Source organism: Marilutibacter spongiae, assembly GCF_014145325.1.
GTDB lineage: Bacteria > Pseudomonadota > Gammaproteobacteria > Xanthomonadales > Xanthomonadaceae > Marilutibacter > Marilutibacter spongiae.
Window position 1 is genome coordinate 109,633 of record NZ_JACHTF010000009.1, and the last position, 26,188, is coordinate 135,820.

Sequence of the window (26,188 nt, forward strand, 5' to 3'; positions counted from 1 at the left end):
CGATGGCAGCGGCGGACGCCCCCAGGATCCAACGGCAGGAGCGGGTCGCGCTGGTGCTCGGCTCGGGCGGTGCGCGCGGCCTGGCCCAGATCGGCGTGATCGAGGCGCTGCAGGCGCGGGGCATGCAGATCGTCGCGGTCGCCGGGTCGTCCAGCGGCGCCCTGGTGGGCGGCCTGTTCGCCGCCGGCAAGCTGGAGGTCTACCGCGAATGGCTGCTGACGCTGAGCCGCGCGCAGATGCTGCGCCTGCTCGATCCGGCCTTCGGCCGCGCGGCGCTGTTCGAAGGCGACCGCCTGATGGCGGCGCTGCGCGAGCTGACCGGTGCGCCCCGGATCGAGGACCTGGACGTGGACTTCACCGCGGTCGCGGTGGACCTGATGCGGCAGCGCGAGGTCTGGCTGCGCGAGGGCGACCTGTGGGACGCGGTGCGCGCCTCGATCGCGATCCCCGGCGTGTTCACCCCGCACGTGGTGCACGGCCGGGAGCTGGTCGATGGCGGCCTGCTGGCGCCGCTGCCGATCGCCGCGACCCGCCTGTCGGATGCGCATCGCCTGATCGCCGTCGACATGCATGGCTGGCCGCAGCGCCCGCCGGGCACGCCGGCCGAGCTGGAAGGCGATGCCGCAAGCGCCGAGGGCGCCCGCTGGCACCGGCGCCTGGCGCGCTGGGTGGGCCTGGGCGAGGAGGGCGGGGCGGCCGCCGAAGGCGGCGAACAAGGGCTCAGCGTGCGCGCCGCGCACATGGGCCTGAGCGAGCTGATGGCGCGCTCGCTGGACACCATGCAGGCGCAGATCGCGCGCGTGCAACTGGCCCTGGACCCGCCGGAGCTGGTCATCCGCATCCCACGCGATGCCTGCCAGTTCTACGAATTCTGGCGCGCGGGCGAGTTGATCGAGCTGGGGCGCGCCGAGGCCGACAGGGCACTGGACGCTGCCGGTTACTGATCCGGTGGCCGCGAGGGCGCCGTCTTAGCCGGTGAGATGCCGGCGCGGGAGAGTGGCTCCACACCGCCAGGGAGCCACGCCATGCAGACCGTCCATGCCCGCCGTTCCATCCCCCGTACGTCGTCGACACGCCCCCATCCGCTGCTGGACGAAGTGCTGCGTGGCGCCGTGGCCATCGGCGCGCTGCTGCTGTTGATGGTGCCCGAAGCGCGCGGCAGCCACCCGCAACTCGGTTGGCTGCCGCTGTGGCTGCTGGTCATGCCCCTGGTCGCCTGGTGGGCCGCGCATCGCTTCGCGTTCCCGGGTCGGCGCGCGCCTGCGTCCCCCGCCGCGCGATGGTCCCGCCGTCGCCCACCGCAGGCGCGCCGCCGCGATCCGGTCGTGTCGCGCGCGCGTCGCCCGGCCCCCGCCTGGCCGCCTGATCCGGCACTGCTCCACGGGGTTGCCCATCGTGACCGCAGGCACGGGGGTGGGGTGGCCGGCGTGTGCTAGCGTTCCGGGCTTCAATCCATGCCCACCGGACCCTGCCCATGCCCAAGCTGTCGCATGCCTGCCAGACCCTGCTGATCTCCGCCAGCCTCGCATCGACCGGCCTGCTCGCCGGGGCGGTGGGCACCGCCCACGCCCAGGAGGCACCCGTGAACGATACCTACCAGTGGCTGGAAGACGTCACTGGCGACAAGCCGATGGACTGGGTCAAGGGCGAGAACGCCCGGACCGAGGCCGAACTCGCCGCCACGCCCGCCTTCAAGGCGCTGGAGTCCGACATCCGCACCATCCTCGACTCCGACGCCAAGATCCCGGGCGTGCAGAAGATCGGCGACTACTACTACAACTTCTGGAAGGACAAGCAGCATGAGCGCGGCCTGTGGCGCCGGACCACGCTGGACGAGTATCGCAAGGCCTCGCCGCAGTGGGAGACCGTGCTCGACCTCGACGCGCTCAACAAGGCCGAAGGCGAGAACTGGGTCTGGCATGGCGCCGACTGCCTGCGCCCGGACTACGACCGCTGCCTGATCGCGCTTTCGCGCGGCGGCGCCGACGCCGACGTGACTCGCGAGTTCGACATGGCCAGCAAGAGCTGGGTCGAGGACGGCTTCTTCCGGCCGGAGGCCAAGGGCGGGCTGGGCTGGATCGATCGCGACACCGTCTTCGTCTACACCGATTTCGGCCCCGGCTCGATGACGCCCTCGGGTTATCCGCGCATCGTCAAGGCCTGGAAGCGCGGCACGCCGCTGTCGGCGGCGGAGGTGGTCTACGAAGGCCAGGCCGAGGACATGTACATCGCCGCCTTCCACGACGACACCCCGGGCTTCGAGCGCGACTTCGTCAGCCGCACCCTGGCCTTCTACAACGACGAGCTGTACCTGCGCGCGGCAGACGGCTCGCTGGCGAAGATCGACGTCCCCAACTCCGTCAACAAGTCCGTGCATCGCGAATGGCTGCTGCTGGAACCCCGCGAGCCCTACACCGTGACCGACGACCAGGACGGTGAAACCACCTATCCGGCCGGCAGCCTGATCGCGATGGACTTCGACGCCTTCATGGCCGGCAAGCGCGATTTCACGGTGCTGTTCGAGCCCACCGCGGAGACGTCGCTGGCCAGCCACGCCTGGACCCGCAACCACCTCGTCCTCAATGTGTTGGACAACGTCAGCAGCAAGCTCGAGCTGCTGACCCCGGGCGAGGGCGCCTGGGCCCGCAGTGAGTTCCCCGGCGCGCCGGAGCTGGGGACCGTTGGCATCAGCGCGGTCGACGCCGACGAAAGCGACGCGGTCTGGATGACCGTCACCAGCTACCTGACCCCGACGACCCTGTCGCTGGTCGAGGTCGGCAAGGCGCCCGAACCGCTGAAGTCGATGCCGGCCTTCTTCGATGCGTCCACGGACGTGGTCGAGCAGCACTTCGCCACCAGCGAGGACGGCACCCGCGTGCCGTACTTCCTGGTCCGTCCCCGCAACCTCGAGCGCAACGGCAAGGCGCCGACCCTGCTTTACGGCTATGGCGGCTTCGAGGTGTCCCTCACGCCGGGTTATTCGGCGACGGTCGGCAAGGGCTGGCTGGAGAAGGGCGGCGTCTACGCGGTCGCCAACATCCGCGGTGGCGGCGAGTACGGCCCGAAGTGGCACCAGGCCGCGCTGAAGGCGAACCGCCACAAGGCCTACGAGGACTTCGCCGCCGTCGCCCGCGACCTGGTCGCGACCGGCATCACCTCGCCCGCGCACCTGGGCGCGCAGGGCGGCAGCAACGGCGGCCTGCTGATGGGCAACATGCTCACCCAGTATCCCGAGCTGTTCGGCGCGATCGTCTGCCAGGTGCCGCTGCTCGACATGAAGCGCTACAGCCACCTGCTGGCCGGTGCTTCTTGGATGGCCGAGTACGGCGATCCGGACACCGCCGACTGGTCCTTCATCAAGACCTTCTCGCCCTACCACCTGTTCGATCCCGGCAAGCAGTACCCGCCGACGATCTTCATGACCTCCACCCGCGACGACCGCGTGCATCCGGGCCACGCGCGCAAGATGGCGGCGCAGATGCTCGACGCCGACAAGGACGTGCGCTACTACGAGAACATAGAAGGTGGCCACGGCGGCGCCGCCAACAATGCACAGGCGGCGCACATGAGCGCGCTGGCCTTCACCTTCCTGTGGAAGGAGCTGGCCGAGTAAGCCCACGCGCCACGCGTGTCTTGCAGCAACGGCGGGGCGCAGGCCCCGCCGTTGCCGTTTGCGCGGTCCGGTTCCGGGAATCCTCCCCGGCGTTTTGCAGGCCCCTGGGCGCACCTCGCGTGGCCCCTCATGTCGCGGTCCCGGGTGCGCTTCGCTTGCCCGGGCTACGCCGCTGAGCACGACAGCCTCGTAAGACGGATTGCGCGAAGCAACACCCACCGCACGTCCTCGCCGGAAGCCACGGTGGGTATCGCCTTCGGCTCGCCCCGCCCTGCGGTGATGCCTTCGGGGGAAATCCCCGGCGCGACGCCGACGGATCCCCGGCGGACCCCACCCAGGCCCACCGTGCCACCCGGCATGTGCCGAACGCCGCCGAACGCGCTACCTTCGGGGCCACCGTTGCGAAACCCCGTCCCGGACCCCATCCCATGAAACCCAGCCTGCTGCTAGCCGCCATCCTCATGACCCTGTCCACCCAGACGCCCGCCAACGAGCTGCCCGCCCCGCCCGACGTCGAAAAGCGCCCGCACGTGGTCAAGGCGCCGCATGGCGCCGAACGCCAGGACGAGTATTACTGGCTCCGCGACGATGCCCGCGAGGACAAGGCCATGCTGGCCTACCTGGAGGCCGAGAACGCTTACACCGACGCCGTGATGGCGCCGCTCAAGCCGCTCGAGGACCGCCTGTACGACGAAATCGTCGGCCGCATCAAGCAGGACGACAGCTCGGTGCCGTACCGCGATCGTGGTTACTGGTATTACACCCGCTTCGAGACCGGCCAGGACTATCCGGTGCACGCCCGCCGCAAGGACGGCCCGGGCGTGGATGCCGCGTCCATCCAGAAGGCCACCGACGCCGGCGACTTCGCGGGCGAGGAGGTGATGCTCGACCTCAACGCCCTGGCCGCGGGCAAGGACTACTACGCGGTCAGCGACCGCGAAGTCAGCCCCGACAACCGCCTGCTCGCCTATGCCGAGGACCTCAACGGCCGCCGCCAGTACACCGTGCGAATCAAGGACCTGGAGACCGGCGAACTGTATCCGGACCAGATCAAGGGCGTGTCGGCCAACCTGATCTGGGCCGACGACAACCGCACCCTGTTCTACGTCGAGAACGACCCCGAGACCCTGCTCACCGTCCGCGTAAAGAAGCACGTCCTGGGCACGCCGGTGGCCGACGACGTCCTAGTGTACGAAGAGAAGGACGACAGCTTCTACATGGGTATCGGCCGCACCCGCGACGACCAGTTCATCTGCATCGGCGTCGAGAGCACCGTGTCCAGCGAGATGCGCTGCACGCCCGCGGCCGCGCCCGGCGAGTTCGTCGTGCTGGCGCCGCGCGAGCGCGACGTCGAGTACGACGCCGACCATCACGACGGCCGCTGGGTGATCCGGACCAATGCCGATGGCGCGCGCAACTTCAAGGTCGTCACCGCGCCCACCGGCAGCACCTCCCGCGCGGACTGGCAGGACTGGATCGCGCACCGCGACGACGTCTTCATCGACGGTGTCGAGCTGTTCGACGGCTTCGCCGCGATCGCCGAACGCTCCGAAGGCCTGGAGCGCCTGCGCCTGGTGCGTGGCGAGCCCGGCCAGGCCGACGGCGATTCGGAATACGTGAAGGCCGACGAGCCGGCGTACTCGATGGGCCTGTCGGCCAACCCGGAACCCGACAGCGAGTGGCTGCGCTACAGCTATACCTCGATGACCACGCCGGCCACGGTATACGAGCTCAACGTCCGCAGCGGCGAGCGCCGCCAGCTCAAGCAGGAGCCGGTGCTCGGCTACGACCCCTCCCGCTACGTCACAGAACGCCTCTGGGCGACCGCGCGCGACGGCACCCGGGTGCCGGTGTCGCTGGTGTACCGGAAGGGCTTCGAGCGCGACGGCACCGCGGCGATGCTGCAGTACGCCTACGGCAGCTACGGGTCCTCGACCGACCCGGGCTTCAACAGCACGGTGGTCAGCCTGCTCGATCGCGGCATGGTCTATGCCATCGCGCACATCCGCGGTGGCCAGGAGATGGGCCGCGACTGGTACGACAACGGCAAGCTGTTCAACAAGAAGAACACCTTCACCGACTTCATCGACGTCACCCGTTACCTGGTCGAACACAAGTACGCCGCGCCCGACCGCGTCGCCGCCTACGGCGGCAGCGCCGGCGGCCTGTTGATGGGCGCGATCGCGAACATGGCGCCGGCGGACTACGACGTGATCCTGTCGCAGGTGCCCTTCGTCGACGTGGTCACCACCATGCTCGATCCCAGCATCCCGCTGACGACCAACGAGTACGACGAGTGGGGCAACCCCGAGCAGAAGAAGTACTACGACTACATGCTCACCTACTCGCCGTACGACAACCTCAAGGCCCAGGCGTATCCGGCGATGTACGTCGGCACCGGGCTGTGGGACTCGCAGGTGCAGTACTGGGAGCCGGCCAAGTACGTGGCGCGCCTGCGCGACGTCGACACCTCCGGCAACACCGTCGTGTTCCGCACCAACATGGAGGCCGGCCACGGCGGCAAGTCCGGTCGCTTCCGGCGCTACCGCGAACGCGCGGAGATGTACGCCTTCATGCTCGACCGCCTCGGCGTGACGCAGGCCGTCGCGCGATGAAGGCCCTGCGGGCCGCCGCGCTGTCGCTCCTGGTGCTGCTGGCGGGCGTCGCGCCCGCCGTGGCCGCGGAACCGGCCGCGCAGCCGCTGGTGATCGGCGACGGCTTCAACCTCGACAGCGCGATCCTCGGCGAGACGCGCCGCATCAACGTCTACCGGCCGACCGTCGAGGCCGGCACCGCGTTGCCCGTGCTGTACATGCCCGACGGCGGCCTGGGCGAGGACTTCCTGCATGTCGCCGGCCTGCTCCAGGTCGGCAGCATGAACGGCACCACGCGCCCGTTCCTGCTGGTGGGCATCGAGAACACCGAACGGCGACGGGACATGACCGGCCCGACGGAAATGGCCGAGGACCGCGAGATCGCCCCGAACGTCGGCGGCTCGACCGCGTTCCGGCGCTTCATCGCCAATGAGCTGATGCCCGAGATCGCGCGGCGCTATCGGGTGACGGACGAGTCGGCGATCGTCGGCGAATCGCTCGCCGGCCTCTTCGTGGTCGAGACCCTGGTCGAGGCGCCTGGGATGTTCGATACCTACATCGCGATCGATCCCAGCCTGTGGTGGAACGGCGGCGCGCTCGCCAGGCGTGCCGCGCCCGCGTTGGCGGGGCTGGCGCCGGGCTCGGCGACCGTCTTCCTGGCCAACAGCGACCAGGCGGGCATCGCCGGCCCGACCGCGGCGCTGGCGACGGCGCTGGGCGCCCTGCCGGGCTTGTCGGTGGAATATCGGGACATGCCGGCCGAGCACCATCACACGGTCTACCATCCAGCCGCGCTGGCGGCGTTCCGGAGCGTGCTCGCGCCGCCCGCAGGGCCCTGACGTGGCCGCACGGCGCTTCCGCTGGGCCTGGTGGCTGCTGGCCTACGCCAGCCTGGCGCTGGGCCTGGTCGGGATCGTGTTGCCCGGCCTGCCGACGGTGCCCTTCGTCCTGCTGTCGGCGTTCGCCGCGGCCCGCGGCTCGGAAAAGCTGCACCGGCGCCTGCTCGACGACCGTCGCTTCGGGCCGATGATCCGCGACTGGGAAGCCCATGGTGCGGTCAGTCGCCGCGCCAAGTGGCTGGCGACGGTGATGATGTCGCTGTGCGCGGGCATCATGTTCCTGACCGCGCCACGGGCCTGGATGGCCGCCACCGGCACCGCGATCATGGCCATCGTCGCAGCCTGGTTGTGGCGGCGTCCTGAACCGCCGGCGGCTTGAGCTTCGCAGCGTCCGGAGGGCGGGCTACACTGCCGGCATGAACGCACGCACAGCCCTGTCGATGATCTTCCTGGCGCTGGCCCTCGCGGCCTGCGGCAACAAGGGACCGCTGGTCCAGGCACCGGTGGAGGCACCGGTGATCGAAATGCCCGACGAAGCCCCCGCCACCGATCCGGTGGACGCGGAGGCCTTGCCGGCCGACCCGGCGTCGGACGAGGACGACGGGTCCGCGACGCGATGAACACGCCCGCCGCCCCGCCCGGGGCCGGCCTGCGCTTCAGCAAGATGCACGGGGCCGGCAACGACTTCGTCGTGCTCGACCTGCGCGGCGGCCGCCCGTCGCCCGCGCCCGACCTGTGCCGGGCCCTGGCCGACCGGCACACCGGGGTCGGTTGCGACCAGATCCTCACCATCGAGGATCCGGTATCGCCCGGCGCCGTGGCGGCCTACGGCATCTGGAACGCCGATGGGTCGCGCTCGCAGCAGTGCGGCAACGGCGCGCGCTGCGTGGCTGCCTGGCTGGTCCGCGACGGCGCGGCCACCGGCGACCGCTTCGCGCTCGACAGCCCGGCCGGCCACCACGAGGTGGCGCGCCTCGGCGGCGACCGCTTCCGCGTCGGGATGGGCATGCCCGAGTTCCGCCCCGAGCGCATCCCGCTGCGCGCCTCCGGCGGCGAGCAGGGGGCCTACGTCGCCGGCGACGCGGCGCTGCCGTCCTTCGGCGCGGTGTCGATGGGCAACCCGCATGCGCTGGTCGAGGTCGAGGACATCGACGCTGCGCCGGTCGCCCGGGTGGGCGCGGCGCTGCAGCGCGACGGCGTGTTCCCGGAGTCGGTGAACGTCGGCTTCGCCCAGGTGGTCGCGCGCGACCGGATACGCCTGCGGGTGTACGAGCGCGGCGTGGGCGAGACCCTGGCTTGCGGCAGTGGTGCATGCGCCGCGGCCGTGCTGCTGATGCGGCGCGGTCGCGTCGACCGCGCCGTCGCCATCGAATTGCCGGGCGGCACGCTGGACATCGAATGGCCCGCCGCCGACGCCTCCGTCGCGATGAGCGGACCGGCCGCATTCGTTTTCGAAGGAGAATGGCGTGATGAATGAGATCGAGGAGAAGCTGGGCGCACACGAGGTCGCGGCCTGGCTGCGCCGGCATCCCAACTTCCTCCGGCAGTTCCCCGACCTGGCGATCAGCCTGGTGGTGCCGCGCGACGAAGGCTCCGCGGCATCCCTGGCGAGCTACCAGCTCGACGTCCTGCGCGACAAGAACCGCGAACTGTCGCGGCGACTGCAGGAACTGTTCGGCAACGCCCAGGAGAACGAACGGCTCGCGGTGCGCACGCACCAGCTCGCGCTGGCACTGATGCGCCAGCAGAACGCCGCCGACACGCTGAAGGCGATGGCGGCAACCCTGTCGGAGGAGTTCAGCGGCGACCTCGTGCGCCTGGTCATGCTGCAGCCGGTCGCCGGCGTCGAGGACGCCGACTGGTTGCAGGTCGTGGCGGCCGATGCCGACGCGCTGGCCCCGTTCCGCGACTGCCTGGCCGACGGCGAGCCGATCTGCGGACGCCTGCAGCCGGAAAAGAACGCGCTGCTCTACGGTCCGCGCGTGGAAGAGGTGCAGTCGTCCGCGTTGCTGCCGCTGCCCGGCGTCGGTCTGGTGGCGGTGGGCAGCCACGACCCCAACCGCTTCTTCCCCGGCATGGGCACGCTGTTCCTGCGCATGATGGGCGAGTCGCTGGTCGCGGCCCTGGCGCGTTACGCGGACCGCGACTGACGCGGCACGACCCGGCGGGCCCGCCGGCGCCACGACGATGAGCGCGATCGACGACTTCCTGGACCATCTCGCCGTCGAACGGCAGGTGTCCGCGCACACGCTCGACGCCTACCGCCGCGACCTCGCCGCGCTGGGCGACTGGAGCGCGACCCATGGGCTGGACGTGCTGGCCCTGGACGCCGAAGGGGTCCGGGCGTTCATCGCCGCCGAGCACCGTCGCGGCCTCTCGCCCAAGAGCCTGCAGCGCCGTCTGTCGGCGTGTCGCAGCTTCTACGGCTGGCTGCTCCGCCAGGGCCGGATCGCCGCCAGCCCGGCCGCCGCGATCCGCGCGCCGAAGGCGCCACGCAAGCTGCCGCAGGTGCTCGATCCCGACGAGGCCAAGGCGCTGGTCGAGGTTCCGACCGACGCACCGCTGGGCCTGCGCGATCGCGCCCTGCTGGAGCTGTTCTATTCCTCGGGCCTGCGCCTGTCGGAACTGTGCGCGCTGCGCTGGCGCGACCTCGACCTGGCCGACGCCCTGGTCACCGTGCTCGGCAAGGGCGGCAAGCAGCGCAGCGTGCCCCTGGGTTCGCACGCGCGCGCGGCGCTCGCCGACTGGCGCGCGGCCGGCCCGGCGGGCGAGGGCGACCCGGTGTTCCCCGGGCGCAATGGCCCCATCACCCCGCGCGCGGTTCAGCTGCGCCTGCGCAAGCTCGCCCTGCAACAGGGCCTGTTCAAGCGCGTGCATCCGCACCTGCTGCGGCACTCCTTCGCCAGCCACATCCTCGAATCGTCCGGCGACCTGCGCGGCGTGCAGGAGCTGCTGGGGCACGCCGACATCGCCACCACGCAGATCTACACCCACCTGGACTACCAGCACCTGGCGCGTGTCTACGACGACGCGCATCCGCGCGCCCACCGGCGCCCGACGGACGAAGACGAATAGGACGCGCCGGCGGCTGAACGGAACCCCGTCCGCCCTTGTCCCCGCGACCGCCAGACCCCATCCAGTCGATTCGACCCCGGAGACTGCGATGGATCCCAGCCAGAACCCCCACGTATTCCACGCCACCACCATCGTCTCGGTGCGCCGCGACGGGCGCGTCGCGGTCGCCGGCGATGGCCAGGTCACGCTCGGCAACACGGTGATGAAGTCCAACGCGCGCAAGGTGCGCCGGCTCGGCCGCGATGGCCAGGTGCTCGCCGGCTTCGCCGGTGCAGCGGCGGACGCGTTCACCCTGTTCGAGCTGTTCGAGGCCAAGCTTGAAAAACACGGCCAGCTGACCCGCGCCGCCGTGGAGATGGCCAAGGACTGGCGCACCGAGCGTCGCCTGGGCAAGCTCGAGGCCCTGCTCGCGGTCGCCGACAAGGAAACCTCGCTGGTCATCAGCGGCACCGGCGACGTGATCGAGCCCGAGGACGGCATCATCGCCATCGGCTCGGGCGGCATGTACGCGCTGTCCGCCGCGCGCGCCCTGATGGCGCACACCGCGCTCGACGCGCGCAGCATCGCCAGCGAAGCGATCAACATCGCCGGCGACGTCTGCATCTACACCAACCGCAACGTAGTGGTCGAAGAGCTGTGATTCGTATGCAGGGATGGGTGGTTCGCGGGAACGCGCCGCCATCCCTTCACGCTCGCGTCGAACGCCTCCCCCTCCCCCGACGGATCACCAATCGCACATGACCAATCACACTTCAGCCACCATGACCCCGCGCGAGATCGTGCAGGAGCTCGATCGCCACATCGTCGGCCAGCACGCGGCCAAGCGCGCCGTCGCGATCGCGCTGCGCAACCGCTGGCGCCGCGCCCAGCTCGACGACGCGCTGCGCAACGAGGTCATGCCCAAGAACATCCTCATGATCGGCCCCACCGGCGTCGGCAAGACCGAGATCGCGCGGCGCCTGGCGACCCTGGCGAACGCGCCCTTCGTGAAGGTCGAGGCGACGCGCTTCACCGAGGTGGGCTACGTCGGCAAGGACGTCGAGCAGATCGTCCGCGACCTCGCCGACACCGCGGTCAAGCTGTACCGCGAGCAGGCCAAGGCGCGCGTGCGCACCCAGGCCGAGGAGCGCGCCGAGGACCGCATCCTCGACGCCCTGCTGCCGCGCCGCAGCGGCAATGCGACCTCGTTCGGCTTCAGCGTCGCCGAAGCGGCGAAGGACGAGCCTTCGGCCCAGGCCAATGCCCCCGACGACGCCACCCGCAGCAAGCTGCGCCGCCAGTTGCGCGCCGGCGAACTGGACGAGCGCGAGATCGAGATCGAGGCCGCCGTCAACGTCGGCGTGGACATCATGGCGCCGCCCGGGATGGAGGAGATGGGCCAGCAGTTGCGGCAGATGTTCTCGCAGGTTTCCGGCGGCAAGACCCACAAGAAGACCCTGCCGATCAAGGCCGCGCGCAAGCAACTGGTCGAGGACGAGGCCGCGCGCCTGGTCAACGAGGACGAAGTGCGCGAGGCGGCCATTGAGGCCTGCGAGCAGCACGGCATCGTCTTCATCGACGAGATCGACAAGGTCGCCAAGCGCGGCGAGAACGTCGGCGGCGGCGACGTCAGCCGCGAGGGCGTGCAGCGGGACCTGTTGCCGCTGGTGGAAGGCTCGACGGTGAGCACCAAGTACGGCTCGGTCAAGACCGACCACATCCTGTTCATCGCGTCGGGCGCCTTCCACCTGGCCAAGCCCAGCGACCTGATCCCGGAACTGCAGGGGCGCTTCCCGATCCGGGTGGAGCTGGGCGCGCTCAGCAAGGAGGACTTCGTCCGCATCCTGACCGAGCCGCGCGCCGCGCTGACCACGCAGTACGTCGAGCTGATGAAGACCGAGGGCCTGGGCCTGTCGTTCACCGACGATGCGATCGACCGGCTCGCCGAGATCGCCGCGACCGTCAACGAGCGCCAGGAGAACATCGGCGCGCGTCGCCTGCACACGGTGCTCGAGCGCCTGCTCGACGTGCTCAGCTACGAAGCGCCCGACCGCGATGGCCAGGCGGTCGTCATCGACCGCGCCTACGTCGACGAGCACCTGGGCGAACTGGTTCAGGATCCCGACCTGAGCCGCTACATCCTCTAGCGCGAGCCCGTCGCGGCGCAGCGTGATCCGCCACGCGCGCCGCGAAGCGCGCTGGCCCGCGCCTGTTCGCAGGATCTCGTCGCGTGCTCGGCCGGTGTCCCGGAACAGGGGGACGCCACGACCACGCCGGGGCGCTGTCACGTTTCCGGAACGCCGGGTTCACGCTGGCCGCCTGTACGACGCTATTGGGGCAACGCCGCCGCGCGACGCATCTCGTCGCGCCGGCCGCAGGGATGCGAAGGAGCCGCGACGCGATGCCGACCGACAGGGGACGAAGGATCCGCACGGCCATGTCCCGGCGGGGCGTGGGCAAGCACTGCGTCCTGGCGGCGGCGCTGGGCGTGACCGAAGGCGCGGTGTCGCGCTGGTGCCAGGGCGGCCCGATGAGCCTGGCCAACGCGATCGCGTTGTGCGAGTACCTGGAGGTGTCCGCCGACTGGCTCTTGCTGGGAAGGGGCGGCATCGAGGCGGGCGCACGGCGTGGCGTTGACTCCGAACCCCTGCCGTTGCGCGCCCTGAGTGAGAGCACCCGACGGCACCTGAGCCTGCTGTTGCGCGAGCTCGACTCGCGCGGTTGAGCGGCACTCAATGCAAAAGAGCGTGGTTCAAGCGCTTTCGCTTGTGCCGCCGCGAGCGGGGCCGGGAGACTGGCGAAGGCGCCCCGTCCGGGGCTCCGACCAGTCAAAGGAGTTGAACATGGGACGCTCGAAAAGCATCGAAAGCATGGCCAGGGAGAACGACAAGTTCAAGGACTTCGTCGCCACCATGCGCAAGGATCTCGACGCGGAAGTCGACAAGCATCGTGAGTTGATCAGGACCTCGGTGAAGGAGCATTACGCACCGTATGGCAACGACGACGTGTCCATGCTCATGGGCTCGTTCTCGCACCAGTCCTGCGTCAGCGAATGGAACCTGGACACGATCAACGGGATGATCGATACCTGCCGCAATGCCCTGCTCGGCGGCGAGAAGCCCAAGGGGACCTCGTCGGACGAGGATGCGGTGGGCGCGACGGAAGCGATCAAGAAGATCGCCGGCATCAACCAGCTCATCGCCGGTGCCGCGTTCGAGGCCGTGCAGGGCCTGTTGCGGGGCGTCTCTTCCAGGACCTCGATCGAGACCAAGTCGCAGTTCGCCGCCCGGCCGCTTGCCCCGGGGCTGACGCTGTTCATTTCCGTGGTGGAGAACGGCTACGACAAGAAGCACTTCTTCGGTCGCGAATCGATCGTGCAGACCATCTTCGTCTTCGACGCGCGCTACTCGCTCGCCGAGGGCAAGAAGCAGGCGGAGATGACCGGGCTGATGGCGCTGTCGAACCTGCTCGAAGCCTTCGCCCAGCAGCTTGCGCAGGTGTCGCTGCAGATCACCAAGATCGACATCATGGACGAACAGTACGACTTCAAGATGGACCGCCTGGAAGGCATCAGCGAGCGCATCAAGGCGCAGATGGGCAAGATCCGCGACGAGATGGCCTCGCTGGGGCGGCCCGCCGAGGACCACGCGGAGGTGCGACGCCTCAACAGCGCCTCCATCCAGGGCGCCCGTGCGCTCGCGTCGGTGGCGCGCAGCCTGCATGCCTCGCCGGTGCTGGCGGCCGAGCCGGTCGCCCTGCCGCGCAAGTAGGTGCGTGCGGGCGGGGTGCGGCGCCGAACGGGCCCGTACGCCCCGCCCGATCGGGGCCTGGCCGCCGCGGCGGCCAGGCGGGCGCGACTCAGTCCTCGCCGATGTCCTCGTTCCACACCTCGGGATGGGCGGCGATCCAGTCGCCCAGCATCGCGATGCAACGCTCGTCGGCCAGGTCGACGACCTGCGTGCCGTTCTCGCGCAGCCAGTCGATGCCGCCGCGGAAGTTGACCGACTCGCCGACCACCACGGTCCCGATGTTGAACTGCCTGACCAGGCCGCTGCAGTACCAGCAGGGGGCGAGGGTGGTGACCATGATGGTGTCGCGGTAGCGGCGCTGGCGACCGGCCTTGCGGAAGGCATCGGTCTCGCCATGGACCGAAGGATCGCCCTCCTGCACGCGGCGGTTGTGGCCGCAGCCGAGCAGGGTGCCGTCGTCGCGATACAGCGCCGCGCCGATCGGGATGCCGCCCTCGGCGAGGCCGGCGCGGGCTTCGTCGATGGCGGTGTCGAGCAGGGCCCGGTAGTCGGGTGTTTCGATCATCGCGTGTCTCCGGGGTCGGCGGGGCGCAGCATCTCCACGTGCGGGATGCCGTCCTCCAGGTAAGGGGCGGACGCGGGGGCGAAGCCGTTGCGCGCGTAATAGGCCTGCAGGTGTGACTGGGCCCCGAGCCGGATCGCGGTGCCCGGCCAGCGGCGCAGGGCATGGGCGATGCCTTCGCGCAGCAGCGGATCGCCCAGCCCCCGGCCCCGCCAGGCCGGCGCGGTCACCACGCGGCCGATGCTGGGTTCGGCGAACGTCGCCGCGCCGTGGCCCAGGCCGTGCGGCAGGATCCGCAGGTAGGCCGCCAGCGTGCCGTCCTCGCCGATCCCCAGCAGGTGCAACGCGTCGGGATGGCGGTCCTTGCCGTCGATGTCCTGGTAGGCGCAGGCCTGCTCGACCACGAAGACCTCGCTGCGCAGGCGCAGCAGGTCATAGAGGCGGCCGGGGGACAGCGACTCGAAGGCGTGGGCCTGCCAATCAAGGGTGGGCGGTGTGTGCATGCGGACATGATGCCAGTGTCCGCGCCGCCGACGGGGCCGCGACTTTCACGCCCCGGATCGGCGACAATCGGGGCATGAACGAACAGCATTCAACTCCGCCGGACGAGAAGCCGGCCGCCGCGGGCACCACCCACTTCGGCTTTCGCGACGTGCCGGTGGGCGAGAAGCAGAAGCTGGTCGGCGAGGTCTTCTCCTCGGTCGCCGGCAAGTACGACCTGATGAACGACCTGATGAGCCTGGGCATCCATCGGGTCTGGAAGCGCTATTTCGTGTCGACCGCGCAGGTGAAGCGCGGGGATCGCGTGCTCGACCTGGCCGGCGGCACCGGCGACATCGCGCTCCTGCTGCGCGATCGCGTCGGCGAGACCGGCAGCATCGTGCTGGGCGACATCAACGGCGAGATGCTGCGCGTGGGGCGCGACCGGATGACGGACAAGGGCCGCGTCGGCGGCTTCGAGTACGTGCAGGTGAACGCCGAGAAGCTGCCGTTCCCGGACGCCAGCTTCGACCTGGTCACCATCGCCTTCGGCCTGCGCAACGTGACCGACAAGGATGCCGCGCTGCGCGAGATGCACCGGGTGCTGAAGGTCGGCGGGCAGGCCCGGGTACTGGAGTTCTCCGAAGTCACCGCCGACTGGTTCAAGCCGGTCTACGACTTCCATTCGTTCAAGGTGCTGCCTGCGCTGGGCCGCCTGTTCGCGGGCGATTCCGACAGCTACCAGTACCTGGCCGAGAGCATCCGCAAGCATCCGCCGCAGGCCGAACTGCAGGCGATGATGGAGGCCGCCGGCTTCGCGCGCTGCCGCTATCGCAACCTGTCGGGCGGCATCTGCGCGATCCACACCGGCTACAGGGTCTAGGCGCGTAACCGCGGGGCACGCCGGGACGAATCCGTCCCCGAGCCCCGTGGAGCGCCGCCATGCCCGACCCGACCGGAGTCCCCTCCGAAGCCATCGCCGACCCTGCGTGCCAACGCATGGAGGCGCGCGCGTGGGCGTTCGCCGCGGCGGTGCTGGTGCTGTTGCTGCTGTGGTTCGGGGCGATGGGGTTCCTGCCGTTCTCGGCGGAGCTGCTGGTGGAGCGTGCCGGTTTGTCGCCGGCGAGTGCCCACGCCGTGGCCACCGCGCTCGGCGCGGTCCAGATCGTGCTGGGCCTGGGCCTGCTGCCGGTCTGGCCCGATCGCGTCCGCGGCCGGGTGGCCCTGGCGGTGGCGGCGTTCTGGTGGCTGCAGATGCCGGCCCTGGCCTCGCCGGCGATGTGGGTCGACGCCGTGCCCTACGACGGCTTCCCGTTCCTGGGCGCGGGACAGGGACTGCTCAAGCACCTGGGCCTGGGGGCGCTCGGATTCGGGCTCTGGGCGCACTGGAACGGAACGCGGGGAGGGCGGCGCTGGGCTCTGCGCGGCCTGTGGGCGGGGCAGCTGCTGGTACTGGCGTGGATCGGGCTGCTCAAGTTCACTGCCTATGAAGCGCGCGGCGTGGAAGGGCTGATGCGCAACAGCCCGTTGTTCGCCTGGCTCTACGAGGGCCTCGACGTGCAGGGCGCGTCCAACCTGATCGGCGTCGTCGAGCTCGCGACCGCGGCGCTCATCGGCCTGTGGCTGTGGCAACCGCGCTGGGCACTGCCGGGGCTGGCGATGGCCGTGGCCACCTATGCCCTGACCACCGGCTTCCTGTTCAGCACGCCTGCCTGGGCCCCGGGGCACGGATTTCCCTACGTGGCCGGCAGCGGGCAGTTCCTGCTCAAGGACCTGGGCCTGCTGGCCGGCGCGCTGGTGCTGGTGGCCGCCGCCCGCCGGGCGGATACGCGCGCCTGACCCCGCCCCGGCCCTTCCGGGCCATGCCCCGCCGGAGACGAGACGCTACACTCGGGGGCTTGTCAGTTGCCGTGAGTCGTCCATGCGTCCATCGATCCTTACCCTCTGCCTGGCCGTCGCCTTCGCCGCCGGTTGCACCCCCGAACAGGCCCCGCCGCCGGCCGACGGCAGCGCCAGCACGCCAAGCGCCGAGCCGGGCACCGACCTCAGCGAGCCCGATGCCGCCATGCGCGCCGACGCCTTTTCCTACGCCGAGCCCGACAGCGTCCGCATCAAGGACCTGGCCCTCGCGCTCGACGTCGACTTCGACGCGCGCGAACTCTCCGGCAGCGCCACCTACACCCTGGACTGGGTCGATCCCGAGGCCGGGCGCCTGGTCCTCGACACCCGCGACCTGAGCATCGAGAAGGTCGTGGGCGAGCGCCCGGACGGGAAGTGGGACGACCTCACTTTCGTGCTGGCCGACCCCGACGAGCGCCTGGGCAGCAAGCTGACCATCGCCGCGCCGGAGCGCAACCCGCGCATCCGCGTTACCTACAAGACCTCGCCCGAGGCCTCCGGCCTGCAGTGGCTGACGCCGGCGATGACCGAGGGCGGCAAGGCGCCCTTCATGTTCAGCCAGTCCCAGCAGATCCACGCCCGTTCCTGGGTGCCCCTGCAGGACACCCCGCAGGTGCGCTTCACCTATACCGCCCATGTCACCGCCCCCAAGGACGCGATGGTGCTGATGAGCGCCGACAACGATCCCAAGGCGGTGCGCGACGGCGACTACGAATTCACCATGCCGCAGCCGATCCCGTCCTACCTGCTCGCGATCGCGGCGGGCGACCTGGTGTTCAAGCCGGTGGGCGAGCGCAGCGGCGTCTGGGCCGAGCCGGCGGCGATCGACAAGTCGGTCGAGGAGTTCGCCGACACCGAGAAGATGATCGAGGTCACCGAGAAACTGTACGGGCCGTACCGCTGGGGCCGCTACGACATGCTGGTCCTGCCGCCCTCGTTCCCCTACGGCGGCATGGAGAACCCGCGCCTGTCGTTCATCACCCCGACCGTCATCGTCGGCGACAAGTCCCTGGTCTCGCTGATCGCGCATGAACTGGCGCACAGCTGGTCGGGCAACCTGGTTACCTTCGCGACGCCGAAGGACCAGTGGCTCAACGAAGGCATGACCAGCTACGTCGAGAACCGCATCGTCGAGGACCTGTACGGCAAGGACCTCGCCGACATGGAGTACCTGATCGCGCGCAACGAGCTGCGCAAGACCATCGGCGACATGCCGCCGCAAGGCCAGGCGCTGGCGATCCGCCCCGACGTCAAGGTCACCGCGAAGGATCCGCTGACCGAGGTCGCCTACGACAAGGGCGCCTGGTTCCTGGCCTTCCTGGAATCGCGTTTCGGCCGCGAGGACTTCGACACCTTCCTGCGCGGCTATTTCGACCATTTCGCATTCCAGTCGATCCCCACCACCACCTTCATCGACTACGCGCGCGAGAACCTGCTCGACAAGCATCCGGGCAAGGTCAGCGAGGCCGAGCTCGACGAGTGGATCTACGGCACCGGCATCCCCGCGTCCGCGCCGGAGGTGAAGTCGCCGCTGCTGGAGAAGGTCGACGCCGCGCGCACCGCCTGGCTCGCCGATGGCACCCTGCCGGCCAAGGCGGTCACCGACGCCTGGAGCACCCAGGAATGGCTGCACTTCCTGGACGGCATGCCGGCGACCCTGGAGACCGCGCAGCTGGTCGCGCTGGACGAGGCCTATGCCTTCACCGGCACCGCCAATGGCGAAGTCGCCATGCGCTGGTACCCGCTGGCCGTGCGCAGCGGCTACACGCAGGCCAATGACGCCGCCGCGGCCTTCCTGGAGAAGATCGGTCGCCGCAAGCTGATCATGCCGACCTACGCCGAGCTGGTGAAGACGCCCGAAGGCCTCAAGCTGGCCGAGACGACCTTCGCCAGGGCGCGACCGGGATACCACCCGATCACCACCGCCAGCGTCGAGCACCTGATCGAGGAAGCCAAGTCGCCGGGCACCGCCAAGGACGGTCCGGTCGACTGACGCGACTTGCCGCCGTCCCCCGCGGGGCGGCGGCCCTGGCCGGCCCGGCCCCTCCAACGTCCCCCACGGGAGACCGACGATGAACCCTGCACGCGCTTCGTCCCAGCGCCTCCTCGCCCTCGCGATCGCCTCCACCCTGCTGGTCGCCTGCCAGCCCGGTGCGGACCCGCAGCAACAGCAGGCCGCCCGCGCCGAAGCCCGCGAACAGGCCGCCGAGGCGATGGCCGCGGAATTCGACAAGGCCTACGCCGCGGAGAACTGGAACCTGGCGCGCGCCCATGGCGACATCCTCAACGACGAATACCCGGGCAGCGCGGCGGCCGAACGGATCCACGCGCGCTACGAGGAAACCCGGGAGAAGGCCCGCGAGCAGCGCGAGACCCTGCGCCTGGCCGGCCTGTGGACCTACCAGACGCAACCCTTCAAGGATGGCCTGCAATTGTCGGCGTCCCTGTACAGCCGCGAGCCGGTGGACACCGACGGCGGCGGCGCCCATCCGGTGCAGCTGATCTTCCGCGACAACCCGGACTGGGGCCGCAGCAGCTACCTGGTGCTGGAGGCGGGCGATTTCGACTGTTACGGCGGCTGCAAGGTGAAGCTCGCGGTCGACGACGGCGAGTCGCGCCGGGTCGACGCCAGCCGGCCGAAGACCGACGAAGCGATCGCGATGTTCATCGAGGACGAGGCGATGCTGTGGAAGACCGTGAAGTCCGCGCGCCGGATCGCCATCGAGTTCCCGGTGAAGGCCGGTGGCACGCGCACCGCCGAGTTCGAGGTGGGCGGCCTGGCGCCGGAACACATGCCGGGCTGGCGATGAAGGCCCATGCCGGCGTGCCTTGACGCGGGGCGAACACGGGGGGCGTAAGCTCGGGGCATGGGACTCGGTGCCTTGCCCGCGTCCCGTTGCAGAGGCGCGCGGCAGGAGGCCAGGCGCCCGGACCCCAGCGACGCCGCCGCGCGGAGCGCGACGTGCGCCCTCGCGGAGGCCGCCATGCTATCGCCCCGGTTGCACAACCTGCTCGACTCGCGCCATGCGTCGTACACCACGCACGTCCACGAACGCACCCTGACCGCGCACGAAACCGCCGAAGCCGCGCACGTGAGCCGCGCGCTGTTCGCCAAGACCGTCATGATCAAGGTCAACGGCACCCTTGCGATGGTGGTGATGCCCGCCGCCTATCGCGCCGACCTGGTCCGCCTGGCACGGGCGCTGGGCGAGGCCGAGGATGCGGTCGAACTCGCCGAGGAGGCGGAGTTCCGCAACGCTTTCCCCGATTGCGAAGTGGGCGCCATGCCGCCCTTCGGCCACCTCTACGACATGCCCGTCTACGTCGACTCCCGCCTCGCGGGCCAGGATGCGATCACCTTCAACGCCGGCACCCACACCGACGCGGTGTCCATGCCCTACAAGGAATTTGAGAAGCTGGCCGAGCCCGAGATGCTATGGCTGGCGCATGTGATGTAACCGCCGTGATGGGGTGGTGGGTGATTCGTGATTCGAGGGGCGTGAGTCCAAGAGCAGGCCGTTATTCTTCCTGCCAATCACCAATCACCAATCACCAATCACCAATCACCAATCACCAATCACCAATCACCAATCACCAATCACAACGAATACCCGAACTGCTGGCGGAACTGTTCGGCGAACTCGTCGTAGTCGAAGCGCTGGTTCTGGGTGCCCGGGTGTTCGACCTTCAGCGCGCCCATGAGGTTGCCGATGCGGCCGATGGTCATCCAGTCGTAGCCCTTGCCGATGCCGAAGATCAGGCCGGCGCGGAAGGCGTCGCCGCAGCCGGTGGGATCGGTCACGCGGCGTTCGTGCGCCGGCGGCACGCTGTAGAGCTCGCCGGGCGTGTGGATCAGCGCCCCCTTCGGGCCCTGGGTGACGATGTAGGCCTTCACCCGCGAGGTGATCGCGGCCTCGTCCCAGCCGGTGCGCTCCTGGAGCAGGTTGGACTCGTAGTCGTTGACGGTGACGTAGTCGGCCTGCTCGATGAAGCCGCGCAGCTCCTCGCCGTTGAACAGCGGCATCGCCTGGCCCGGGTCGAAGATGAAGGGGATGCCGGCCTCGGCGAACTCGCGCGCGTTCTGCAGCATGCCTTCGCGGCCATCGGGGCTGACGATGCCGAAGGTGACGCCGGCGACGTCCTTCACGTGGTTCTCGTAGCTGCGCATCATCGCGCCGGGGTGGAAGGCGGTGATCTGGTTGTTGTCGTGGTCGGTGGTGATGAACGCCTGCGGGGTGAACAGCTCGTCGATCACCTTGACCTGGTCCAGGCGGATCTCCTGCTCCTCGAACCACTCGCGGTAGGGCGCGAAGTCCTGGCCGACGGTGGCCATCGGGATCGGGTCGCCGCCCAGCAGCTTGAGGTTGTAGGCGATGTTGCCGGCGCAGCCGCCGAATTCGCGACGCATGCGCGGTACCAGGAACGACACGTTCAGGATGTGCACCTTGTCCGGCAGGATGTGGTTCTTGAACTGGTCGGGGAACACCATGATGGTGTCGTAGGCGAGCGAACCACAGATCAGAGCGGACATGGAGGTACCTGGAGGGCTGTCGGGCGCCCGGGGCGCCGGTTCCGGAGGGCGGGCAGGGGCTTCGGCGCCCGTGGCGCCGCCTGCAAACCGGGGAAGCCTACCGGCTGGGGCTCCGCGGGGCCAGCACCCGGCTCGTCCCCACGGTGGCGCGCGCCCGGCTCCGCCCGCGCGACCGGGTCGTCAGAAGCCGCGGCAAACCGCGATCTGGAGCGGTTTTTTCCTTGCCCGGCCCCCATGCGGCAGGTAGGCTAACCGGTCTGTCCCCGCCCCCCCTTTCGTAGACGGCCTGTTCCCCGATGTTCAAGAAGTTTCGCGGCATGTTCTCCAACGACCTGTCCATTGACCTGGGCACGGCCAACACCCTGATCTATGTCCGCGGACAAGGCATCGTGCTCAACGAGCCCTCGGTGGTCGCGGTGCGCCAGGACCGGATGATGGGCGGCAGCCGGTCGGTCGCGGCGGTCGGCGCGGAGGCCAAGCAGATGCTCGGCCGCACCCCCGGCAACATCAGCACGATCCGGCCGATGAAGGACGGCGTCATCGCCGACTTCACCTATACCGAGGAGATGCTCAAGCACTTCATCCGCAAGGTGCACAAGTCGCGTTTCCTGCGACCCAGCCCGCGGGTGCTGGTCTGCGTGCCCTGCGGCTCGACCAACGTGGAGCGGCGCGCCATCAAGGAATCGGCCGAGGAGGCCGGCGCGCGCGACGTCTACCTGATCGAGGAGCCGATGGCGGCCGCGATCGGCGCCGGCATGCCGGTGACCGAGGCCCGCGGCTCGATGGTCGTCGACATCGGCGGCGGCACCTCCGAGGTCGCGGTGATCTCGCTCAACGGCATCGTCTACTCGGCGTCGGCCCGCATCGGCGGCGACCGCTTCGACGAGGCCATCATCAATTACGTGCGCCGCACCTACGGCACCCTGATCGGCGAGGCCACGGCCGAGCGCATCAAGCTGGAAATCGGCTGCGCCTGCCCGCAGGAAGACGCCCGCACCATGGAGGTCTCCGGCCGCAACCTGGCCGAGGGCGTGCCGAAGATGGTGACCCTCAATGCCAACGAGGTGCTCGAAGCCCTGCGCGAACCGCTGTCGGGCATCGTCGCGGCGATCCGCCTGGCGCTGGAGCAGACCCCGCCCGAGCTGTGCGCAGACGTCGCCGAGCGCGGCATCGTGCTGACCGGCGGCGGCGCCCTGCTGCGCGACCTGGACAAGCTGATCAGCGAGGAGACCGGACTGCACGTGCAGGTCGCCGACGATCCGCTGACCTGCGTCGCCCGTGGCGGTGGCCGCGCGCTGGAGCTCGTCGACATGCACGGCAACGAGTTCTTCGCGCCGGAGTGATGGCGCACGGGGGCATCGGCGGGGCGCGCGGGCGACGGGGTGACGGCGCGCCCGGGCCGGTCGGCGCTCCCAGGTCCGGCACCCGCTTCGCCTCCCGCACATCCAGCGCCCGCCCGCCGCGGGCGCTCCCCGCGACCCGCATCCTTCCCTTCGGCCCCTAGCAGTGCCCTCATACGCCGGTCCCAATCCGCCCCACCGCTCCGGCGACGTCGCCGGCACGCTGAGGTTGCTGGCGTACCTGGCCGTCGCCCTGGTGCTGATCGTGCTCGACCACCGGGGCAGCTGGCTCGACCGCGCCCGCGACCAGGCGACGGTGCTGGTGCAGCCGCTGTGGATGGTCGCCGGGTGGCCGGGCCAGCTGGCCGACAAGGTCCAGTCCGACGCCGGTACCCTGACCCGGCTCACCGCCGAGAACGCGCGCCTGCGCAACGAGGCGCTGGTGAACAACGCCCGCCTGGCGCGGCTGCAGGCGGTGTCGGCCGAAAACGTGCGCCTGCGCGAGCTGATGGGCGCCGCCGAGCAGGGCGGCCTGGACGTGCAGCTGGCGCCCATCCTGGACATCGACCTCGACCCCACGCGGCAGCGCCTGGTCGTCGATGCCGGGAGCGGCGACGGCGTCCACGTCGGCCAGAGCGTGATCGATGCCGGCGGCCTGATGGGCCAGGTCATCGAGACCACCCCGATGCACGCCACGGTCCTGTTGCTGACCGATGCCTCGCACGCGCTCCCGGTCACCGTCGCGCGCAACGGCGTGCGGGTGGTCGCCTACGGCACTGGCCAGAGCGATCGCCTGGCGCTGCAGAGCATCCCCATGTCCAGCGACATCAAGGTCGGCGACACCGTGGTCTCCTCCGGCCTGGGCGGGCGCTTCCCGGCGGGCTTCGTGGTGGGCACGATCACCCGCCTGCAGCCCGACGACAGCCGCGCCTTCCTCGTGGGCGACGTCAAGCCGGCCGCCCAGCTCGACCGCGGCCGCAACGTGCTGCTGGTACGCGCGGTCGCGCCCCCGCCCCGCCCGGAGCCCGCCGCGGGAGCCGACACGCAGGGTGAGGGTGGGGATGCCGCCGGAACCGATGCCGGTGCGCCTGACGCCGGCGACGGCCCGCCACCGCCCGCGGACGCCGCGACGCCGCCGGAGGCCCGCCGATGAGCCGCAACCGCCACGCCTGGGTGATGCCGGTGAGCGTACTGCTGGCCCTCGTCTTCGGCCTGTTGCCGCTGACACAGGCGCTGCAGCCGTACCGCCCCTACTGGCTCGCCCTGGTGGTCGCCTACTGGGTGATCGAAGACCCCGACCATCGGGGCCTGGGCTTCGCTTTCGTCGTCGGCCTGGTCGGCGACCTCAGCTTCGGCGGACTGCTGGGCGAGCAGGCGCTGCGCCTGGTGGTCATGGCCTATATCCTGCAGCGCTTCCGCGCGCGCCTGCGCTTCTTCCCGATGTCGCAACAGGCGCTGGCGATCGGCGGCCTGCTGCTCAACGACCGCATCCTCGTGGCGGTGCTGCACGGGGCGCTGCAGTTGCCCCCGGCGCCGCGCGCGATCTGGTTCGCGCCCCTGATCGGCATGCTCCTGTGGGCGCCGCTGAACCTCCTGCTCAATGCCGCGCGCCAGGGTGGCTGGCGGAGGCGTTGAGGCGATGCGCAGGCGCGTCATCAAGAATTCCGCCGCCGAGGCCGACCAGTTCCGCCGCCGCGCGGCGCTGGCGTTCCTCGGCGTGCTGGTCGCGCTTGGCGTGCTGGGCGGCTGGTATTTCCGCCTGCAGGTGCTCGAGCACGACGAGTACGTGACCCGCTCGGAGGCCAACCGGATCAAGCTGCGCCCGGTCGTGCCGGCCCGCGGTGTGATCTACGACCGCAAGGGCCGCATCCTCGCCGACAACGTCCCGGCGTTCCGGGTCGAAGTGACGCCCGAGGAGGCCGGTCCCGCCGAAAACTGGTTGCCCGGCCTGGCGAGGATCTTCGACCTGACCGAAGAAGAGCTCGCCGAGTTCGAGGACAAGCGGCGGGTCACGCGCGGCTTCCGGCCGATCATCCTCAAGCTGCGGGTCACCGAGGACGAAGCGGCGCGCTTCGCGGTCGACCGCTGGCGCTATCCCGGCGTGGAACTGGTGTCCTACCTGAACCGGCGCTACGCCCATGGCGAGCTGTTCTCGCACATCATCGGCTACGTCGGTCGCGTCGACGAGGACGACCTGGCCACCCTGGACGAGGCCAGCCGCGCGTTGACCCACATCGGCAAGACCGGGCTGGAGCGTGCCTACGAGGACGCCCTGCGCGGCAAGGTCGGCTACGAGCAGGTCGAGACCAACGTCGCCGGCCGGCCGATGGGCGTCGTCGGACGGGTGCCGGCCGTGCCCGGCACCGACCTGCGCCTGAGCGTCGACCTCGACCTGCAACGGGCCATGGTCGATGCCTTCGGCGAATACGAGGGCGCGGCCGTGGCGATGGATCCGCGCACCGGCGAGATCCTGGCGATGATCAGCCTGCCGGGTTACGACACCAACCTGTTCGTCAACGGCATTTCGCACAAGGATTACCGCAGGCTCACCGAGAACCCCTCGCGCCCGCTGTTCAACCGCCTCGTGCTGGGCGGCGTCGCGCCCGGCTCCACCCTCAAGCCGCTGATCGCGCTGGCCGGCCTGGACAGCGGCGTACGCCGGCCCGAGGACCGGGTGATGTCCACCGGCATGTTCTACCTGCCCGGCGTGAGCCGCGGCTGGGGCGACTCGCACCGCGGCGGCCATGGCTGGACCGACCTGCGCAAGTCGATCGCGCAGTCTGTGAACACCTATTACTACCAACTGGCGCTGGACATGGGCATCGAGCGCTTCGACGACTACATGGGCCGCTATGGCTTCGGCCATCCGACCGGGGTCGACCTGGTCGGGGAGATCGACGGCATCCTGCCGTCGCCGGCCTACAAGATGAAGACCCGGCGCGAGCGCTGGTACCCCGGAGACACCGTGAACATCGCCATCGGACAGGGCGACTGGAAGGTGACGCCGTTGCAGCTGGTCCGCGGCATCGCCGGCATCGCCGACGGCGACCTGCGCCGGCCGCACCTGGTGAAGGACGAGCGCGTGGGCTTCGACGCTCCATGGAAGCCGCTGCCGCAGCCGCCGGGCGTGCCCATCAGCCCCAGCCCCGCGAACCTGCAGGTGGTGCGCGAAGGCATGATGCAGACCATGCAGCCCGGCGGCACCGCCTGGCGCATCGCCAGCGACGCGCCGTACTCGATGGCGGGCAAGACCGGCACTGCCCAGGTCGCCAGCCGTCGCGACAATGCCGCGGTCAATCCGCGAAGCCTGCCGCTGCACCTGCGCCATCGTTCGCTGTTCGTGGGCTTCGCGCCTGCCGAAAGCCCCACCATCGCGGTCGCGGTGGCGGTCGAGGGCGGCGGCTACGGTGGCAGCACCGCCGCGCCGATCGCGCGCAAGGTGCTCGATGCCTGGCTGCTGGGCACCCCGCCCGTGCCGGAAGGGGAGGCCACCGACGATGTGCCCCCCCCACCGGCCGCCACCGCTG

General features: G+C 70.2%; 25 protein-coding genes and 1 pseudogene. 23 read left to right on the forward strand and 3 right to left on the reverse strand.

The window, feature by feature from the left end; translation table 11 throughout:
• Positions 1 to 2 precede the first annotated feature (2 nt).
• The 14 genes from H4F98_RS09740 (at position 3) to H4F98_RS09805 (ending at position 13,870) form a co-directional block, all read left to right on the forward strand.
• The gene (locus tag H4F98_RS09740; RefSeq protein ID WP_182687185.1) at positions 3 to 944 is read left to right on the forward strand and encodes a patatin-like phospholipase family protein; all 942 of its coding nucleotides are present in this window, start codon (positions 3 to 5) and stop codon (positions 942 to 944) included.
• Between the two features lie 81 nt (positions 945 to 1,025).
• Positions 1,026 to 1,436, forward strand: coding sequence for a hypothetical protein (locus H4F98_RS09745; RefSeq protein WP_182687187.1), 411 nt, complete (start codon positions 1,026 to 1,028; stop codon positions 1,434 to 1,436).
• Positions 1,437 to 1,474: 38 nt separating this feature from the next.
• The gene (locus tag H4F98_RS09750) at positions 1,475 to 3,613 is read left to right on the forward strand and encodes a prolyl oligopeptidase family serine peptidase (RefSeq protein WP_182687188.1); all 2,139 of its coding nucleotides are present in this window, start codon (positions 1,475 to 1,477) and stop codon (positions 3,611 to 3,613) included.
• Positions 3,614 to 4,041: 428 nt separating this feature from the next.
• Positions 4,042 to 6,228, forward strand: coding sequence for a S9 family peptidase (locus tag H4F98_RS09755; protein WP_182687189.1), 2,187 nt, complete (start codon positions 4,042 to 4,044; stop codon positions 6,226 to 6,228).
• A 5-nt stretch (positions 6,229 to 6,233) separates the two neighbouring features.
• Entirely contained in the window at positions 6,234 to 7,046 is an 813-nt protein-coding gene (locus H4F98_RS09760; RefSeq protein ID WP_182687289.1) for an alpha/beta hydrolase, read from the forward strand.
• 1 nt (position 7,047) lies between these two features.
• Positions 7,048 to 7,425 (forward strand): DUF454 family protein, encoded by a 378-nt coding sequence (locus H4F98_RS09765; protein ID WP_182687190.1) that lies wholly within the window; start codon positions 7,048 to 7,050, stop codon positions 7,423 to 7,425.
• A 37-nt stretch (positions 7,426 to 7,462) separates the two neighbouring features.
• Positions 7,463 to 7,666, forward strand: coding sequence for an LPS translocon maturation chaperone LptM (lptM, locus tag H4F98_RS09770; protein ID WP_182687191.1), 204 nt, complete (start codon positions 7,463 to 7,465; stop codon positions 7,664 to 7,666).
• Positions 7,663 to 8,523 carry a diaminopimelate epimerase gene (gene dapF, locus H4F98_RS09775; protein ID WP_246373060.1) on the forward strand — a complete coding sequence of 287 codons (861 nt, stop codon included), beginning with the start codon at positions 7,663 to 7,665 and terminating at the stop codon, positions 8,521 to 8,523. Before lptM ends, dapF begins: the two co-directional genes overlap by 4 nt.
• Positions 8,516 to 9,196, forward strand: coding sequence for a DUF484 family protein (locus H4F98_RS09780; RefSeq protein ID WP_182687192.1), 681 nt, complete (start codon positions 8,516 to 8,518; stop codon positions 9,194 to 9,196). Before dapF ends, H4F98_RS09780 begins: the two co-directional genes overlap by 8 nt.
• 37 nt (positions 9,197 to 9,233) lie before the next feature.
• Positions 9,234 to 10,121 (forward strand): tyrosine recombinase XerC, encoded by an 888-nt coding sequence (gene xerC / locus H4F98_RS09785; RefSeq protein WP_182687193.1) that lies wholly within the window; start codon positions 9,234 to 9,236, stop codon positions 10,119 to 10,121.
• Between the two features lie 88 nt (positions 10,122 to 10,209).
• Positions 10,210 to 10,761, forward strand: coding sequence for an ATP-dependent protease subunit HslV (gene hslV, locus H4F98_RS09790; RefSeq protein ID WP_141516990.1), 552 nt, complete (start codon positions 10,210 to 10,212; stop codon positions 10,759 to 10,761).
• 97 nt (positions 10,762 to 10,858) lie between these two features.
• On the forward strand, positions 10,859 to 12,247 hold the full coding sequence (gene hslU, locus H4F98_RS09795) for an ATP-dependent protease ATPase subunit HslU (RefSeq protein WP_182687194.1): 1,389 nt from the start codon (positions 10,859 to 10,861) through the stop codon (positions 12,245 to 12,247).
• 254 nt (positions 12,248 to 12,501) lie between these two features.
• Positions 12,502 to 12,825: a helix-turn-helix domain-containing protein gene (locus tag H4F98_RS09800; protein WP_343064756.1), complete on the forward strand. Its 324-nt coding sequence runs from the start codon at positions 12,502 to 12,504 to the stop codon at positions 12,823 to 12,825.
• A 118-nt stretch (positions 12,826 to 12,943) separates the two neighbouring features.
• On the forward strand, positions 12,944 to 13,870 hold the full coding sequence (locus H4F98_RS09805; RefSeq protein ID WP_182687198.1) for a hypothetical protein: 927 nt from the start codon (positions 12,944 to 12,946) through the stop codon (positions 13,868 to 13,870).
• 88 nt (positions 13,871 to 13,958) lie between these two features.
• On the opposite strand, the gene H4F98_RS09810 is transcribed toward H4F98_RS09805, so the two are convergent.
• Both H4F98_RS09810 and H4F98_RS09815 read right to left on the reverse strand, forming a co-directional pair.
• The gene (locus H4F98_RS09810; RefSeq protein ID WP_182687200.1) at positions 13,959 to 14,414 is read right to left on the reverse strand and encodes a nucleoside deaminase; all 456 of its coding nucleotides are present in this window, start codon (positions 14,412 to 14,414) and stop codon (positions 13,959 to 13,961) included.
• Complete coding sequence (locus tag H4F98_RS09815) at positions 14,411 to 14,914, reverse strand: GNAT family N-acetyltransferase (RefSeq protein ID WP_182687202.1); 504 nt, start codon at positions 14,912 to 14,914, stop codon at positions 14,411 to 14,413. Before H4F98_RS09815 ends, H4F98_RS09810 begins: the two co-directional genes overlap by 4 nt.
• 74 nt (positions 14,915 to 14,988) lie before the next feature.
• Between H4F98_RS09815 and ubiE the strand changes: the two genes are divergently transcribed.
• The 5 genes from ubiE to H4F98_RS09840 all read left to right on the forward strand — a co-directional run bounded on the left by ubiE (position 14,989) and on the right by H4F98_RS09840 (position 20,248).
• Positions 14,989 to 15,774, forward strand: a complete 786-nt coding sequence (ubiE, locus tag H4F98_RS09820; protein ID WP_182687203.1) for a bifunctional demethylmenaquinone methyltransferase/2-methoxy-6-polyprenyl-1,4-benzoquinol methylase UbiE — start codon at positions 14,989 to 14,991, stop codon at positions 15,772 to 15,774.
• A gap of 59 nt (positions 15,775 to 15,833) precedes the next feature.
• Positions 15,834 to 16,730, forward strand: a complete 897-nt coding sequence (locus H4F98_RS09825; protein ID WP_182687205.1) for a DUF417 family protein — start codon at positions 15,834 to 15,836, stop codon at positions 16,728 to 16,730.
• Between the two features lie 82 nt (positions 16,731 to 16,812).
• Entirely contained in the window at positions 16,813 to 18,783 is a 1,971-nt protein-coding gene (locus H4F98_RS09830; RefSeq protein ID WP_182687207.1) for a M1 family metallopeptidase, read from the forward strand.
• A 79-nt stretch (positions 18,784 to 18,862) separates the two neighbouring features.
• Complete coding sequence (locus H4F98_RS09835; RefSeq protein WP_182687209.1) at positions 18,863 to 19,600, forward strand: hypothetical protein; 738 nt, start codon at positions 18,863 to 18,865, stop codon at positions 19,598 to 19,600.
• 174 nt (positions 19,601 to 19,774) lie between these two features.
• Positions 19,775 to 20,248 carry an aminoacyl-tRNA deacylase gene (locus H4F98_RS09840; RefSeq protein ID WP_182687212.1) on the forward strand — a complete coding sequence of 158 codons (474 nt, stop codon included), beginning with the start codon at positions 19,775 to 19,777 and terminating at the stop codon, positions 20,246 to 20,248.
• Positions 20,249 to 20,388: 140 nt separating this feature from the next.
• Here the strand turns inward: H4F98_RS09840 and H4F98_RS09845 are convergent, their stop codons facing one another.
• Positions 20,389 to 21,321 carry a carbohydrate kinase family protein gene (locus tag H4F98_RS09845; RefSeq protein ID WP_182687214.1) on the reverse strand — a complete coding sequence of 311 codons (933 nt, stop codon included), beginning with the start codon at positions 21,319 to 21,321 and terminating at the stop codon, positions 20,389 to 20,391.
• A gap of 296 nt (positions 21,322 to 21,617) precedes the next feature.
• Between H4F98_RS09845 and H4F98_RS09850 the strand changes: the two genes are divergently transcribed.
• The 4 genes and pseudogenes from H4F98_RS09850 to mrdA form a co-directional block, all read left to right on the forward strand.
• The gene (locus H4F98_RS09850; protein ID WP_141518494.1) at positions 21,618 to 22,664 is read left to right on the forward strand and encodes a rod shape-determining protein; all 1,047 of its coding nucleotides are present in this window, start codon (positions 21,618 to 21,620) and stop codon (positions 22,662 to 22,664) included.
• Between the two features lie 163 nt (positions 22,665 to 22,827).
• Positions 22,828 to 23,814, forward strand: coding sequence for a rod shape-determining protein MreC (gene mreC / locus H4F98_RS09855; protein WP_182687215.1), 987 nt, complete (start codon positions 22,828 to 22,830; stop codon positions 23,812 to 23,814).
• The gene (gene mreD, locus H4F98_RS09860; RefSeq protein ID WP_182687217.1) at positions 23,811 to 24,296 is read left to right on the forward strand and encodes a rod shape-determining protein MreD; all 486 of its coding nucleotides are present in this window, start codon (positions 23,811 to 23,813) and stop codon (positions 24,294 to 24,296) included. Before mreC ends, mreD begins: the two co-directional genes overlap by 4 nt.
• 4 nt (positions 24,297 to 24,300) lie before the next feature.
• Positions 24,301 to 26,133: pseudogene (gene mrdA / locus H4F98_RS09865) on the forward strand (penicillin-binding protein 2); the annotation flags it as partial.
• Positions 26,134 to 26,188 lie beyond the last annotated feature (55 nt).